The organism is Lutibacter maritimus (genome assembly GCF_900116115.1).
GTDB classification, from domain to species: Bacteria; Bacteroidota; Bacteroidia; order Flavobacteriales; family Flavobacteriaceae; genus Lutibacter; species Lutibacter maritimus.
The window spans coordinates 36,526-52,130 of the sequence record NZ_FOZP01000001.1 but is presented as its reverse complement, the minus strand read 5'-3'; the positions used below and the strand labels follow the sequence as shown (position 1 = coordinate 52,130).

13 protein-coding genes are annotated in these 15,605 nt (G+C 29.4%); 8 read left to right on the top strand and 5 right to left on the bottom strand.

Features of this window, described 5'->3' with window-relative positions:
* Positions 1 to 27 precede the first annotated feature (27 nt).
* The 4 genes from def to BM335_RS00215 are packed head-to-tail and all read left to right on the top strand — an operon-like array spanning position 28 to position 2,611.
* The gene (def, locus tag BM335_RS00230) at positions 28 to 615 is read left to right on the top strand and encodes a peptide deformylase (protein ID WP_090221740.1); all 588 of its coding nucleotides are present in this window, start codon (positions 28 to 30) and stop codon (positions 613 to 615) included.
* A gap of 4 nt (positions 616 to 619) precedes the next feature.
* A complete protein-coding gene (locus BM335_RS00225; RefSeq protein WP_090221737.1) occupies positions 620 to 1,039 on the top strand; it encodes a DUF5606 family protein in 420 nt (139 codons plus the stop codon).
* Positions 1,039 to 1,818 (top strand): nucleoside triphosphate pyrophosphohydrolase, encoded by a 780-nt coding sequence (gene mazG, locus BM335_RS00220; RefSeq protein WP_090221734.1) that lies wholly within the window; start codon positions 1,039 to 1,041, stop codon positions 1,816 to 1,818. The genes BM335_RS00225 and mazG overlap by 1 nt, the downstream gene beginning before the upstream one ends.
* Before the next feature lie 58 nt (positions 1,819 to 1,876).
* Positions 1,877 to 2,611 carry an SDR family NAD(P)-dependent oxidoreductase gene (locus BM335_RS00215; RefSeq protein ID WP_090221732.1) on the top strand — a complete coding sequence of 245 codons (735 nt, stop codon included), beginning with the start codon at positions 1,877 to 1,879 and terminating at the stop codon, positions 2,609 to 2,611.
* Positions 2,612 to 3,045: 434 nt separating this feature from the next.
* On the opposite strand, the gene lon is transcribed toward BM335_RS00215, so the two are convergent.
* Entirely contained in the window at positions 3,046 to 5,502 is a 2,457-nt protein-coding gene (gene lon / locus BM335_RS00210) for an endopeptidase La (protein WP_090221729.1), read from the bottom strand.
* Positions 5,503 to 5,737: 235 nt separating this feature from the next.
* Here lon and BM335_RS00205 point away from each other — a divergent pair, with 235 nt between their 5' ends.
* The 4 genes from BM335_RS00205 to BM335_RS00190 are packed head-to-tail and all read left to right on the top strand — an operon-like array spanning position 5,738 to position 8,614.
* Positions 5,738 to 6,289 carry an RNA polymerase sigma factor gene (locus BM335_RS00205; RefSeq protein WP_090221727.1) on the top strand — a complete coding sequence of 184 codons (552 nt, stop codon included), beginning with the start codon at positions 5,738 to 5,740 and terminating at the stop codon, positions 6,287 to 6,289.
* Entirely contained in the window at positions 6,279 to 6,821 is a 543-nt protein-coding gene (locus tag BM335_RS00200) for a hypothetical protein (RefSeq protein WP_090221724.1), read from the top strand. The genes BM335_RS00205 and BM335_RS00200 overlap by 11 nt, the downstream gene beginning before the upstream one ends.
* Complete coding sequence (locus BM335_RS00195) at positions 6,805 to 7,881, top strand: hypothetical protein (protein ID WP_090221722.1); 1,077 nt, start codon at positions 6,805 to 6,807, stop codon at positions 7,879 to 7,881. Before BM335_RS00200 ends, BM335_RS00195 begins: the two co-directional genes overlap by 17 nt.
* Positions 7,882 to 7,891: 10 nt before the next feature.
* A complete protein-coding gene (locus tag BM335_RS00190) occupies positions 7,892 to 8,614 on the top strand; it encodes a head GIN domain-containing protein (protein WP_090221719.1) in 723 nt (240 codons plus the stop codon).
* 56 nt (positions 8,615 to 8,670) lie between these two features.
* Here BM335_RS00190 and BM335_RS00185 read toward each other — a convergent pair whose 3' ends face one another.
* From BM335_RS00185 to BM335_RS00170, 4 genes are all read right to left on the bottom strand, one after another.
* A complete protein-coding gene (locus BM335_RS00185) occupies positions 8,671 to 9,846 on the bottom strand; it encodes a GlmU family protein (RefSeq protein ID WP_090221718.1) in 1,176 nt (391 codons plus the stop codon).
* Positions 9,847 to 9,911: 65 nt separating this feature from the next.
* On the bottom strand, positions 9,912 to 10,286 hold the full coding sequence (locus tag BM335_RS00180; RefSeq protein ID WP_090221715.1) for a HEPN domain-containing protein: 375 nt from the start codon (positions 10,284 to 10,286) through the stop codon (positions 9,912 to 9,914).
* Between the two features lie 75 nt (positions 10,287 to 10,361).
* Positions 10,362 to 13,892, bottom strand: coding sequence for a pyruvate:ferredoxin (flavodoxin) oxidoreductase (gene nifJ, locus BM335_RS00175; protein ID WP_090221713.1), 3,531 nt, complete (start codon positions 13,890 to 13,892; stop codon positions 10,362 to 10,364).
* 438 nt (positions 13,893 to 14,330) lie between these two features.
* A complete protein-coding gene (locus BM335_RS00170; RefSeq protein ID WP_090221711.1) occupies positions 14,331 to 15,605 on the bottom strand; it encodes a cryptochrome/photolyase family protein in 1,275 nt (424 codons plus the stop codon).

The window sequence follows — 15,605 nt, the reverse complement described above, 5'->3', positions numbered from 1 at the left end:
GTATTTTTGCAAACCAAAAAAAAGAATATGATTTTACCTATTGTGGCTTACGGAGATCCTGTTTTAAGAAAAGTAGGCGTAGAAATTGATAAAAACTATCCAAATTTAGCTGAACTTATTGAAAATATGAGAGAAACCATGTTAAACGCTCAAGGCGTTGGTTTAGCTGCTCCACAAATTGACAAATCTATTCGATTGTTTATAGTAAACACAACACCATTTGGTGAAGATGAAGATTTAGACGAAGTTGAGCGTACATTTTTAGCTAATTTTGACAAAGTATTTATAAATGCTAAAATAATAAAAGAAGAAGGTGATGAATGGGCTTTTACGGAAGGATGTTTAAGTATTCCTGATATTAGAGAGGATGTTTTTAGACAGAGTAAAATTACCATTGAATATTTAGATGAAAATTTTGAAAAACATACTGAAGTAATTGACGGTTTAGCTGCACGAGTAATTCAACACGAGTACGACCATATTGAAGGTATTTTATTTACTGACAAAATTTCATCATTAAAAAAACGATTGCTTAAAAAGAAATTAGAAAACATTTCAAAAGGGAAAGTAAATGCTGATTACAGGATGAAATTTCCAACCTTAAAAAGAAAATAACTATATGGAATTAAAAAATATTGTTGCCATTAATGGTAAACCAGGATTGTTTGAGATTAAAGCACAATCTAAAGGCGGAATTATTGTAGAATCACTAATTGACGGAAAAAAAACACCCGTAACTGCTACACATAATATTAGTGCATTAAATGAAATTGCCATTTACACTTATGAAGAAGAAGTTCCATTACGTATTGTTTTTAAAGCTATAGCCGAAAAAGAAAATAGCAAAGAAGCATTAAACCCTAAAGAAAGTGGCAAAGTATTAACGTCATATTTTAGAGAAGTTTTACCAAATTTTGACGAAGAACGTGTATACACTTCAAATATTAAAAAAGTGCTACAATGGTATAATTTATTAGCTTCTAAAAACTTTGACTTTTCTTCTATTAAAGAAGTTGAAGAAGAAACAACCGAAGAATAATGCACACAAGAGAACAGCAACTTCAAGCATTTGGTCGACTTTTAGACATTATGGATGAGTTGCGTTCTAAATGTCCTTGGGATCAAAAACAAACATTTCAATCACTCCGACATTTAACTATTGAGGAAACTTATGAGTTAGGTGACGCCATTCTTAATAACGACTTACAAGAAATTAAAAAAGAATTAGGTGATGTATTATTACATATTGTTTTTTACGCTAAAATAGGTTCAGAAACAGATGCTTTTGATATTGCAGATGTAGCTGAAGCTATTTCAGAAAAATTAATTCACCGTCATCCACACATTTATGGAAACGTTGAAGTAGAAAATGAAGACGACGTAAAACAAAATTGGGAAAAACTAAAACTAAAAGAAGGAAAAACTTCAGTTTTAGAAGGCGTTCCAAAATCATTACCTGCATTGGTAAAAGCCAACCGAATTCAAGATAAAGTTGCAGGCGTAGGCTTTGATTGGGAAGAACCACAACAGGTTTGGGAAAAAGTACAAGAAGAATTGGCAGAATTAAATGCTGAAATTGAAAAAGGAAATACCGATAATATAGAAGCTGAATTTGGTGATGTGTTATTTTCTCTTATTAATTACGCCCGTTTTATTAAGGTAAATCCAGAAAATGCGTTAGAACGTACTAATAAAAAATTCATCAATAGATTTCAGTATTTAGAAAAAGCAGCAAAAAAAATGGATAAATCATTGCATGATATGTCTTTAGCTGAAATGGACGTGTTTTGGGATGCAGCTAAAAAAATCTACAAATAAAGATTTAGTCAACTTCAATCAATTAATTTTTTTAAATTAGTATTATAAATTCATTTATATGGAAAAAATAGTAATTATTACTGGAGGAAGTAAAGGTTTGGGTCATGGCATTGCTGAAGAATATCATAAAAATGGCTATAGAGTTATTTCCATTGCTAGAACTAAATTAAAAAAGGAATATGCTGTTGAACAATACCAATGCGATTTAAATGATATTATACAAATTGAAAAGACTATTAAAGAAATATTTTCACATTTAAATAGTGAAAACACTTCTATTTTAACACTGTTCAATAATGCAGGTAATTTAGGGACCGTAAATACACTTGAAAATATTGAACCAAAAGATATTAGTTATACTATTCAAATAAATTTAACAGCTCCACTTATTTTAAGTTCTCAATTTATAAAACTTTCAAAAGAGTTTAATTGTAAAAAGAAAATTATCAATATTTCATCCGGTGCAGCTATCAATCCTTATGAAAGCTGGACTATGTATTGCGCTTCTAAAGCTGGATTAGACATGATGACTAAAGTTATTTCTAAAGAACAAAAAGAATTAAAAAATGGCGTTAAAATAGTTTCTGTTTACCCAGGTATTGTTGATACTGATATGCAAGAATTGGCAAGAAATACTCCTAAAGATAACTTTAAATCTGTACAACGTTTTATCGATTTTTATGAGCACGGAGATTTATCAACACCTAAACAAGTTGCTGAACAAATTTACCAACTAGATGTGTCTGGTGAATTAAAAAACGGAAAAATTATTGATGTAAGAAATTACAAATAATAAAAACCTTTTTAGTTATTTAAAATTTATTACAAAATTCAATAAGCTTTTAAAGTAAAATTATTAAAAGTAAAATAATGATTAAAGATCATAAGTTGAATTAACTATCTTTACTTGGATTGAATCTTGGTATTATAAAAGAAGAATAAACTCAACTTTAGGGTATAAAACTATAAAAGAATTTGAAATAGAAATGTATAACCAAAATGCAGCTGCTTAAATCACGCAATTAATTGTACCGTTTTTTATTGCAAGTACAAATTGTTAGACATTAAAAAAAAGGTGTACACCTTTTTTTAATAGTTGCACACCTTTTTTCAATAGTTGCGCAACTTTTAAAATTTGTTGTGCAACTTTTAAAAGTATTGTAAACAAAAAAAGAGCAACCATTTGGCTGCCCTTTTAAATTATTGTCTTTTTAAATTATAAACTACTTATAATTTTTTTGCATTTTTAACTTTCTGCTTCATCAAAGCTAAATCAATTACTTCTCTCATTTCAGTAACATAATGGAATTTTAATCCTTTTAAATAAGATTCTTTAATTTCCAAAATATCTTTTTCATTTTCTTTACATAAAATTATTTCTTTAATATTAGCGCGTTTTGCAGCCAATATTTTCTCTTTAATTCCTCCAACAGGCAATACTTTACCTCTTAAAGTAATTTCACCTGTCATTGCTAATTTTGGCTTTACTTTACGTTGTGTAAATACAGAAGCTATTGATGTAAGCATTGTTATACCTGCACTTGGACCATCTTTTGGAGTTGCTCCTTCAGGAATATGCATATGCATTTTATAGGAATCTAACCATTCTAATTTTATTCCAAAATCATTAGCGTTTGCTCTAATATATTCCATTGCAATGGTAGCAGACTCTTTCATTACATTACCTATATTTCCAGTAATAGTTAATCCTCCTTTACCTTTTGAAATGATCGATTCAATAAATAAAATATCACCCCCAACACTTGTCCAAGCTAAACCTGTAACAACACCAGCAACATCATTACTTTCATATTTATCACGTTCTAAATGCGATGGGCCTAATACTTTCTCAATAATTTCAATAGAAACTTTTGGTTCATAAACCTCTTCCATTGCAATAGATTTAGCTGCATAACGAACCATTTTAGCAATTTGTTTTTCTAAACCTCTAACACCCGATTCACGCGTGTAAGCTTCCACAATTTTTTCTAACTCACGTTTACCCATTTGTAAATGTTCTGTAGTTAAACCGTGTTCTTTTAGTTGCTTTGGTAATAAATGACGTTTGGCAATTTCTACTTTTTCTTCAATAGTATAACCAGAAACATTTATAATTTCCATTCTATCTCTTAACGCCCAAGGAATGGTAGATAAACTGTTAGCCGTTGCAACAAATAATACTTTAGATAAATCGTAATCAAGCTCTAAAAAATTATCATAAAACGTAGTGTTTTGCTCAGGATCTAAAACTTCCAACATTGCTGAAGAAGGATCTCCATTATGACTTGATGATGCTAATTTATCAATTTCATCTAACACAAAAACCGGATTTGAAGTTCCTGCTTTTTTAATATCTTTTATAATTCTACCTGGCATTGCACCAATATATGTTTTTCTATGTCCGCGTATTTCAGCTTCATCACGTAAACCTCCTAAAGACATACGCACATATTTTCTACCAATAGATTCTGCGATTGATTTTCCTAAAGAAGTTTTCCCAACACCTGGAGGACCGTATAAACAAATAATTGGCGATCTCATATCTCCTTTTAATTTTAAAACAGCCAAATGTTCAACAATACGCTCTTTTACTTTCTCTAAACCAAAATGATCTCTGTCTAATATTTTTTGAGCACGTTTTAAATCAAATTTATCAACGGAGTATTCATTCCAAGGTAAATCTAACAATAAATCTAAATAATTACGTTGTACAGAGTAATCTGCCATTTGCGGATTCATACGCTGTAAACGTCCTAATTCTTTATCAAAAATAGCTTGCACTTCCTTTGTCCATTTTTTTGATTTAGAACGCGTTTTCATTTCTTCTAATTCTTCATCAAAAGAAACACCACCTAACTCTTCTTGAATAGTTTTTAGTTGTTGATGCAAATAGTATTCACGTTGTTGTTGATCCATATCCGTTCTAGTTTTAGACTGAATATCGTTTCTCAACTCTAAACGTTGTAACTCTGCCCCCATCTTTTTTAAAGTAAGTAAAGCTCTTTCTTTTAAATTATTAGTTTCTAATAATTCTTGCTTTTCCTCTACTTTTAAATTCATATTTGCCGAAACAAAGTTGATTAAAAATGGATTGCTTTCAATATTTTTAATAGCAAATGTAGCTTCTGTAGGTAAATTTGGATTTTCTTTAATTATCCGAATTGCCATTTCTTTAATAGATTCTATAATTGCATCAAACTCAACATCCTTTTCTTCGCTTCTATCTTCAACACACGCTTTTGTTGTTGCCTGAAAATAGGGTTGTTCTTGCACTATAGATTCTATTTCAAAACGCTTTTTGCCTTGTATAATAACTGTTGTATTTCCATCAGGCATTTTAAGCATTCTTAAAATAACAGCTACTGTTCCAACTTTATGAATATCATTTACAGTTGGATCTTCAATTGCTTCATTTTTTTGTGCTACAACTCCAATTATTTTGTTGCCTTTATTGGCTTCTTTAATTAACTGAATAGATTTATCTCTACCAGCAGTAATAGGAATTACAACCCCAGGAAACAACACCGTATTTCTTAATGGTAATATTGGCAATAATTCTGGTACATCTTCTCTATTTATCTCTTCTTCGTCTTCAGGAGTCATTAATGGTATTAAATCAGCATCATCATCTAAAATATTATCTAATGACAGATTGTCCAGTTTTAAAAATTTTGTATTACTCATAGTATATTATTAGTCATTTTGTCATTTATTTTTTTTATCAAAAAGAAATAACAACCATAAAATTCATTTATTAAATTGATTATCAAGCTTCTAAAAATAAATATTAAATAAGCTCTATTAGTATTTTTCAATTGTTGTGCCAAAATTACGATAAACATCCACTAATTTTTTTATAAATTTAACTAAAAGTGTAACAGTTTAATTTTTACACTGTCTTTTAAGTAGAAATCAATTTTTGAAAACAGAAATTCAACATATTAACCAACTGTTAGAACTTTGTAAAAAAGGGAATGCTAATGCACAATTTACTGTGTATAAACAGTATTATAAAGCAATGTATAATACTGCTATTAGAATTGTAAATGACAGTTTTGAAGCTGAAGATATTATGCAAGAATCTTTTTTAGCAGCATTTACAAAACTAGATTCATTTAGTGGAACTGTATCTTTTGGAGCTTGGTTAAAAAAAATAGTGATAAATAATAGCATTACTGCTTTAAAAAAGAATAAACGAATTGAAACCAAACCTTTAGAAAATTTAAATTTAAGTGAAAACGAAGTAAATGATGTTGAAGATTATGATGCATTAAGCGCAAAAGAATTACTTCAAAAAATAAATGAATTAAAAACAAATTATAAAGTATCACTTACATTACATTTTATTGAAGGATATGATTACGAAGAAATTGCTCAAATTATGGATATATCATACGAAAATAGTAGAACAACCATTTCACGAGCAAAAAACAAACTGAAACAACTTTTATCTGTACAATATGAAAGATAATTTAGAACATATTTTTAAAAACCTTGAAAATCAATTTGACACTGAAGAGCCTACTCTTGGTCATTTTAACAGGTTTGAAAAAAAATTAAAACAAAAAAAAGCTACACCTATAAAAAAAATAAATAGAAGCTTTTTACTGTTACCTATTGCTGCCTCAATTCTGCTTTTTATTGGTATTTGGATTGGTAAAAATTATTCAAACAACGGTTTAGAATTGGCTAGTATTTCACCTAAAATGGAAGAAACACAAAGTTACTTTGTAACCACCATTCAAAAAGAATTAGAAACTATACAATTAGAAAGAAATAGCGATACTGAACAACTAATTAATGATGCATTATTACAACTTAATAAACTTGAAACTCAATACAATCAACTTACTTTAGAGCTCAAAGAAAGTACTGAAGATAAAAGAATTATTTACGCAATGATCTCTAATTTTCAACAACGTATAGAGTTATTACAAAGTTTATTAGCTCAAATTGAAGATGTTAAACAATTAAAAAAACAACAAAATGAAAACCATGTATAAAATAATATTTCTATTTATCCTAATACCACTCACAATTTCTGCTGGAATTAAAGATGGTAAATACACAAAAAATAAAGTCATTAAAAAAGATTTTAATGTTTTAAAAGATGCGTCTTTAACTATTAATAACAAATATGGCAATATTGATATTGTTAGCTGGAACGAAAATAATATTAGCATTGTAGTTAGCATTACAACTAACGGTGATAATGAAGAAAAAGTACAAGAAAAATTAGATGCAATTTCTATAGATTTTAATGGCAATAGTAACAGCGTTTCTGCAAAAACAATTATTGAAAAAATTTCTAACTCTTGGAGTTTTTGGGGAAAAAGCAGTAATGTAAGTATGGAAATTAATTATTTAATTAAAATGCCCATAACAAACAATGTAAATTTAACAAATGATTACGGAAGCATTAACATTGATAAATTAGAAGGAGCCTCAAAAATTAATTGTGATTACGGAAAATTAAACATTGGCGAACTATTAAATAGTAATAATCATATAAATATTGATTACACTAACAATTCTAAAATTCAATTCATGAAAGATGGTGTTATTAATGCTGATTATTCTACACTTCATATTGAAAAATCGGGTAAAATAAAACTAAATGCTGATTATTCTCACCTATCTTTTGGCTTGTTAGAAGATTTAGATTTTAACTGTGACTATGGCGATTTAAAAATTGAAAACGCAGGTAACATACAAGGAAACTGCGACTATATGCATACTACAATTGGTAAATTAAAAGGAAGTGCAGATTTTATAATAGATTATGGATCTTTAAAAATTAGCGATTTAAATACCAATTTTAAGTTTGTAAAAGTACAATCATCTTACACGCATATTAAACTTGGCATAAATACAACTAATGCTTTTAATATAAATGCTTCTTTAAGTTATGGTAGTTTAAAAGGTACAAATGGATTTAATTTCAATAAAGAAATCAGCAATACTTCTTCAAAATATTACGAAGGTTATTATAACAAACCAACATCAAACGCTTCAATTTCTATAAAATCAAGTTATGGAAGCGTAACATTTACTAACAACTAAAATTTAAATTATGAAAAAAATTACAAGCCTATTAGTACTAATTATTTTAAGTTCGCAATTAAGCGCACAAATGTTTTCAAAGAAAATAAAAGGAAACGGTGATATTACAACCACCAACAGAACTGTTGCAAATTATGATAAAATTGGTATTGGAGGCGCATTTCATGTAACTTTATTAAAAGGAAAAGAAGGTGCAATTACTATTAAAGCACAAGAGAATTTATTGCCATATATTATAACAGAAGTAAAAAATGGAGAACTAAATATTAAAACAAAAGATGGCTATCAAATTCAATCAAATAAAAAAATTGAAATAACCATTCCTTTTGAAGAAATTGATGCAATTTCATTAGCAGGTTCTGGACATGTTAATTCAAAAGATATTGTAAATACAAATAACTTAAAATTAAGTTTAGCAGGTTCTGGAAGCATTCAATTAGAAGTTGCTACAAATACTATTAATTCAAATATAGCGGGTTCTGGAAACATTCAATTAAATGGAAAAACCTCAAATCTTACCTGTAGTATTGCAGGTTCTGGAAATGTGAATGCGTACGATTTAAAATCAGACATTTCAACTATAAAAATTGCAGGTTCTGGAAATGTAAAAGTAAATGCAGTAAATGAAATACATGGATCAACTGCGGGGTCAGGAAATATTATTTATTCAGGAAATCCAACAATTGTAAAAGTTAAATCTGCGGGTTCTGGTTCTATAAAAAAAAGAAGCTAAAATAAAATATTCTTTTAAATAACAACGCTGTATAAAATTATACAGCGTTGTTTATTTTAAAAATTTCTATATTTTGTGGTGATATCAAAAACATGAGCTAAAATTTTTTGCTCCTTGTCATCAAACTCTAAATCTCGCCTTTTGTAAACCAACTTTGCAGTTTCTACAGCTTTATTAATTTGATACACTGAGAAACCTGCAGCACCACCCCAACTAAAGGATGGTATAAAGTTTCTTGGAAAATTACTTCCATAAATATTTGCGCTTACGCCAACCACTGTACCAGTATTAAACATAGTGTTTATCGCACATTTAGAATGATCTCCCATTATTAAACCACAAAATTGTAATCCAGTTTTAGCAAAGTTTTCAGTTTCATAATTCCACAACCTAACTTCAGCATAATTATTTTTTAAGTTTGAATTGTTAGAATCTGCACCAATATTACACCATTCACCTAGCACAGAATTTCCCAAATAACCTTCATGGCCTTTACTGGAATATGCAAATAATATTGAATTGTTTACTTCTCCTCCTATTTTGCAATACGGACCAACAGTAGTTGCTCCATAAACTTTAGATCCCATTTTAACTACAGATTCTTCTCCCAAACTAAAAGGACCTCTAATTAAACTTCCTTCCATTATAAGTGCATTTTTTCCTATATAAATAGGTCCAGTACTTGCATTTAAAGTTGAAAATAATATTTCGGCTCCTTCTTCAATAAAAATATTTTCTTTGTTAATTACATTTACACCTTTTGGAATTGGTTGCGAAGTTCTTCCTTCAGTAATTAAGTCAAAGTCTGCTTTTAAAGCTTTTTCATTTAATGAAAATAAATCCCAAGTATTTTTAATTTGAAGAACCTTATCATTAAACTCAATTATTTCATAAGTATCAAAATCAACCTCATCTTGCGTATCATTTGTATAAAAAGCAATTATTTCATCACCTGTAATAATTACCTGATTATTGGTGAGTTCAGAAATTTTTTCTACTAATAATTTATTAGGCAGAAAAGAAGCATTTATCATAATATTTTGCTCCATTTCAACCATCGGAAATTTATCTTCTAAATATTCTTCGGTAAGAGTTGTAATGGTAAAACCAAGGTATTCTTCCCATTTTTCTCGAATTGTTAAAATACCAATTCTTAGTTCAGCTACTGGTCGAGTGTATGTTAAAGGCAATAAGGATGCTCTAACTGTTCCATCAAATAAAATGTAATTCATTATAAACTAATTTTTACAAATGTACAGTAAGTTTTTTCTTCAACAAACCAAAAAAGGTGTTAGTATTATAATACTTTCGTTTTTTTTAGGTAAGTATCTATGCTGTCTGCAGCATCAAAACAAGCGCTTACTGAATTAATTTCAGAACAATATCTAGAGTCAATTGGATGATTTTTACAACCAATTGCACTTAAGTCTATTTTACTAAAATCTTTGTCAATTGCTACACACTTGTCAAATAAACTTGCAATTGTTTCATTACCTTCAAGTTTTGCATTGTGCGATACTAAATAACCTTTTAGGTAATTTTCGATAGCAAATTGTGAATTTTTACATACAGAATAACTTACAAAATCTTCTGCAGGTTTAAATAATTCGTTTTTTGCTTCATTTAATTTTTTTGTTGCTTCTTTAAAAAAAGCTTCTGACCTATCATTCATATCAATTGGTTTTTAAAGAGTTAAAAAAAGTGCTGAATACATTACGTAAACAGCACTTTTTCAGTTAATCAAAATTTATAAATTTTTATAAAGTTCTAATCTTTCCCATTGAGAATCTACTTGCTCTTGTGCTTTTTCTAATAACACGCCAGCTAATTCTGGGTTTTCTTTTGCAACTCTTGTAAAACGAGTTTCTTTATACATAAAGTCTTGAAGAGGTGCAGAAGGTGCTTTTGAATCTAATCTAAATTTCTTTCCTTTTTCTGATTGAGGATTGAATCTAAATAAAGGCCAATAACCTGTTTCTACCGCTTTTTCTTGGTGTGAAGCTCCGTCTTTTAAATCGTAACCGTGTTCACCACAATGTGCGTAAGCAATAATTAAAGATGGTCCTGGATACGCTGCTGCTTCTTCAATTGCTTTTAATGTTTGGTTATCTTTAGCACCAATTGCAATTTGAGCTACATACACATTTCCATAAGAAACTGCTTGCAATGCTAAACTTTTCTTAGATGTCATTTTACCATTAATTGCAAATTTCGCACTTGCTCCCATTGGTGTTGCTTTAGATGCTTGGCCTCCAGTATTTGAATACACTTCAGTATCCATTACTAAAATATTGATATTTTCTCCTGAAGAGAATAAGTGATCTAAACCACCATATCCAATATCATAAGCCCAACCGTCACCACCAAAAATCCAAACGTCTTTTTTACGTAAATACTCAGAAAGGTTTCTTAGTTTTTTAGCATCGTAAGTATCAATTGTATTTAAAATTACGTTTAACTCATCTATTTGATTTAATTTTTGCTCTTTTAAAGTTTCATTAGTTTCATCATTGTTTAAAATATCATTAACCAATGTGCTTCCTATTTTACTTTCTAAAGTTTTTAATAAATCAACTGCTATTTCTTGTTTTTTAGATAAAGCTAGTTTCATACCTAAACCAAACTCAGCATTGTCTTCAAATAATGAGTTAGCCCAAGCTGGTCCACGACCTGCTTTATTTTTAGTATAAGGTGTTGTTGGTAAATTAGCTCCATAAATTGAAGAACATCCAGTTGCATTAGCAATCATAATGCTATCACCATACAACTGAGTAATCATTTTAATATAAGGTGTTTCTCCACAACCAGAACAAGCGCCTGAAAACTCAAACAATGGTTGTAAAAATTGTGATCCTTTTACAGTTGAAGTTACCAACTCTTTTCTGTCGTAGTCTGGTAAATCAATAAAGTAATCCCAATTTACATTTTCAACTTTTTCAACTTCACGTTTATCAGCCAAGTTAATTGCAAATGTATTTGCTACTTCTTTACTTTCAGCTGGACAAACAGCAACACAAAGATCACATCCTGTACAATCTTCTGGAGAAACTTGTAGTATGTAACTTTCAGTTTTTGCATCAAAAGGTCTACCTTTTGCTGGTACATGTTTTAGTGAATCTGGTGCGTTTACTAATAAATCATTTGAAACAACTTTAGCTCTAATGGCTGCGTGCGGACAAATTGCAACACATTTGTTACATTGTGTACATAAATCTGCATCATCCCAAGTAGGTACAAAAGTTGCAATACCACGTTTTTCATATTGTGTAGTTCCTGTAGGGAAAGTTCCGTCTACTGGGAATGCACTTACCGGTAAAGTATCTCCATTACCTGCTAAAATAGTTCCTAAAACTTCTTTTACAAAATTGTCAGCATCACCAGTCATTAATGGCAATAATTGATCTTCGTTTGTTGTATGAAGTGGATATTCAACTTTTTGAAGATTTTCTAATGAAGTATCAACAGCTTTAAAGTTCATTTGTACCACTTTATCTCCTTTATGAGAATATGATTTTACAATAGCATCTTTAATTTTTTTGATTGCTTCATCTTTTGGTAATACACCAGAAATAGCAAAGAAACAAGTTTGTAATACAGTATTTGTACGTTTACCTAATTTAGCTTCTAAGGCTACTTTTGTAGCATCAATAACATAAAATTCAATATTATTTTCAATAATTCTTTTTTGAATTACACTTGGTAGTTCAGCCCAAATTTTATATTTAGAATGTGGTGTGTTTAATAAGAATGTACCTCCTTCTTTTATGTTTTTTAGAATATCATATTCATACACAAAGTTAGGTTGGTGACAAGCAATAAAATTAGCTTTATTAATTAAATAACTTGAATAAATTGGTTCTGGTCCAAAACGTAAATGCGAAATTGTTTGTGCTCCGGCTTTTTTAGAATCGTATACAAAATATCCTTGTACATAATTATCAGTTGTTTCACCAATAATTTTAATAGAGTTTTTGTTTGCTCCAACCGTACCATCAGATCCTAAACCGTAGAACATACAGTTAAATGTTGATTTTCTTGTTTGGAAATATGGATTGATTGGTAAACTTGTATGTGTAACGTCATCATTAATACCAACAGTAAAATGATTTTTTGGCTTTTTGTTTTCTAATTCATCAAAAATACCTTTAACCATTGCTGGTGTAAATTCTTTTGAAGAAAGCCCATAACGACCACCAACAACTGTAGGCATAGATTCACCCATTTCAACAAATGCAGTAACTACATCTAAATATAATGGTTCACCAACACTTCCTGGCTCTTTTGTTCTATCTAAAACAGCTACTTTTTTAACTGATTTTGGTAATTCTTTTAAGAAATCACTTACTGAGAAAGGACGGTATAAACGCACAAATAATGCTCCTACTTTTTCTCCTTTTTCAACCATTGTGTCAATAGTTTCTCTTACAGGTCCTTCTCCAGATCCCATAATAACTACTACTTTTTCAGCTTCTGGATGACCTATATAATAGAATAAGCTATATTTTCTGCCTGTATGTTTGTAGAATTCATCCATTGTTTCTTGTACAATTCCAGGTACTTTTTGGTAATATGTATTACACGCTTCACGTGCTTGGAAAAATACATCTGGGTTTTGAGCTGTACCTTTTATTGTAGGATTGTCTGAATCTAATGAACGCTTTCTATGTTTCATTACTTCTTCCTCAGGCATCATTGCGGTAATTACTGCATCAGGAATAGCATCTATTTTAGAAATTTCATGTGATGTTCTAAATCCATCAAAAATATTTAAAAATGGCACTCTACTTTTTAAAGTAGCCACTTGAGATATTAATGCAAAATCGTGAGCTTCTTGAACGCTTCCAGCAAATAACATTGAAAAACCTGTTGAACGTGCAGACATTACATCTGAATGATCTCCAAAAATTGATAATGCGTGAGTTGCAATTGTTCTTGCAGCAACATGTATAACTGAAGGTAATAATTCACCAGCCATTTTATACATATTTGGAATCATCAATAATAATCCTTGAGATGCTGTAAATGTAGTAGTTAAAGCACCCGCCTGTAAAGAACCATGCACAGCTCCTGCAGCACCACCTTCACTTTGCATTTCTACAATGCGAGGAACGTTATTCCAAATGTTTTTTCTACCCTGAGAACTATAAACATCTACATGTTCACCCATTGGTGAAGCAGGTGTTATCGGATAAATGGCACATACCTCATTTGTTTTGTGTGCAACAATAGCAACCGCTTCATTGGCATCACAAATTAATTTTGAATTCTCTTCTTTCATTATACTTATATTTACACTTAATAAATTGAACTATTTATATTAAAAACAGAAAAGCATTACAAACAATATAAATTATGCTATTCTATTGATGTGGTAAAATTATAGGATTAAAGTAAGAGTTATAATGACATATATCAGCTAAAACGTTTGAAAAACTATTTGGAATGTGTAAAAATAACTTTTTTTAATTACTGACTATCAGCTAAATACACTAATTGGTTTACCAATTTTAAGAAAGACTGTAACAAAATTAACATTAAAATAACATAATTTTTTCTGCTTATTTTATGTATTTACATAGCAAACTCATAAAAAAGTAGTGAGGTATTTTTTATATGTTTTTTTTAAATTTAATGTCAAAAATATAACTTTCTGAAAAACTGTAATACGTGTAAAAAAAGTTGATTTTAAAAGAATTTATGCAAATGAAATATTAATTCAGTCTTTCTTTAATACGGATAAATAACGTTCTCTGGCAAATTTATGTTCCACAATTTCTGGAGCATTTTTAAAATTAGAATTCCACTTTTTAGTATATTTTAAATCTGAGTCAAATTTTTGTTGTTGGGTTAACGGATTAAAAACTCTATAATAAGGTGCAGCATCGCAACCAGTTCCTGCAACCCATTGCCAATTACCGTTGTTTGCAGACAAATCATAATCTAATAGTTTTTTTGCAAAATAAGCTTCTCCCCAACGCCAATCTATTAGTAAATGCTTGCATAAAAAGCTAGCCGTAATCATACGAACACGATTATGCATATAGCCAGTTTGATTTAATTGTCGCATTCCAGCATCTACAATTGGGTAACCGGTTTTACCTTCGCACCATAATTTAAATTCCACTTCATTATTTCGCCAAGGAATATAATTATATTTTTCTCTAAAATTTTGATGTACAACTTTAGGAAAATGATATAGTATTTGCATAAAAAATTCACGCCAAATAAGTTCACTGGCAAATGTTGCATTTGTTTTAATTGCAAAATCTGCCAATTTACGAATGCTAACTGTACCGAAACGCAAATGAACCGATAGGTTTGAAGTTTCTACAAATGGTAAATCTCTAGTTTTATTGTAACTTGAAATACACTTATTATTATATGGTAGTACTTTTATTTCACTTAATTGAAAACCAATAGCACTTAGTGAAGGAAAAATATAAATCTCTTTATGTAAGTTTTCGAGGAATTGTTCAGAGGGAAATATCTTAATTGTATTTTCTGAATACTTTTTTAGCCATTTGTTTTTATAAGGAGTGTAAACTGTATATGGTAATCCATCATCTTTAACAATTTCAGCTTCTTCAAAAATTACTTGATCTTTAAAAGATTTAAACGCTATATCTTTTTCTGAACATAACTGTTCAATTTTTAAATCTCTTTTAATAGCATAGGGTTCATAATCTTTATTTGAATAAACTTCTTTAATATTAAAGTTTTTTAGCAATTTTTCCCAAACTTGTTCAACCGAGCCGAATTCTATTTTTACAGCACTCCCAATTTTAATTAATTGATTATTTAATGCATTTAAAGTTTCATAAATAAATGAAACCCTAGCGTCATTTTTAGGCAATTCGTTTAGAATATCTTTATCAAAAATAAAAATAGGAATTACTGGATAACCCGATTTTAATGCGTGAAACAAGGCACAATTATCGTGTAATCTTAAATCTCTTCTAAACCAAAAAATAGCAATTTCTTTTTTACTCAT

Excerpts from the sequence above, each read along its gene's own strand:
- BM335_RS00200 (WP_090221724.1), top strand. The coding sequence starts at position 6,279 with ATGAAAGATAATTTAGAACATATTTTTAAAAACCTTGAAAATCAATTT.
- def (WP_090221740.1), top strand. The coding sequence starts at position 28 with ATGATTTTACCTATTGTGGCTTACGGAGATCCTGTTTTAAGAAAAGTA.
- lon (WP_090221729.1), bottom strand. The coding sequence starts at position 5,502 with ATGAGTAATACAAAATTTTTAAAACTGGACAATCTGTCATTAGATAAT.
- BM335_RS00180 (WP_090221715.1), bottom strand. The coding sequence starts at position 10,286 with ATGAATGATAGGTCAGAAGCTTTTTTTAAAGAAGCAACAAAAAAATTA.
- nifJ (WP_090221713.1), bottom strand. The coding sequence starts at position 13,892 with ATGAAAGAAGAGAATTCAAAATTAATTTGTGATGCCAATGAAGCGGTT.
- BM335_RS00185 (WP_090221718.1), bottom strand. The coding sequence starts at position 9,846 with ATGAATTACATTTTATTTGATGGAACAGTTAGAGCATCCTTATTGCCT.
- BM335_RS00195 (WP_090221722.1), top strand. The coding sequence starts at position 6,805 with ATGAAAACCATGTATAAAATAATATTTCTATTTATCCTAATACCACTC.
- BM335_RS00215 (WP_090221732.1), top strand. The coding sequence starts at position 1,877 with ATGGAAAAAATAGTAATTATTACTGGAGGAAGTAAAGGTTTGGGTCAT.
- mazG (WP_090221734.1), top strand. The coding sequence starts at position 1,039 with ATGCACACAAGAGAACAGCAACTTCAAGCATTTGGTCGACTTTTAGAC.
- BM335_RS00225 (WP_090221737.1), top strand. The coding sequence starts at position 620 with ATGGAATTAAAAAATATTGTTGCCATTAATGGTAAACCAGGATTGTTT.
- BM335_RS00170 (WP_090221711.1), bottom strand. The coding sequence starts at position 15,605 with ATGAGTAAAAAAGAAATTGCTATTTTTTGGTTTAGAAGAGATTTAAGA.
- BM335_RS00190 (WP_090221719.1), top strand. The coding sequence starts at position 7,892 with ATGAAAAAAATTACAAGCCTATTAGTACTAATTATTTTAAGTTCGCAA.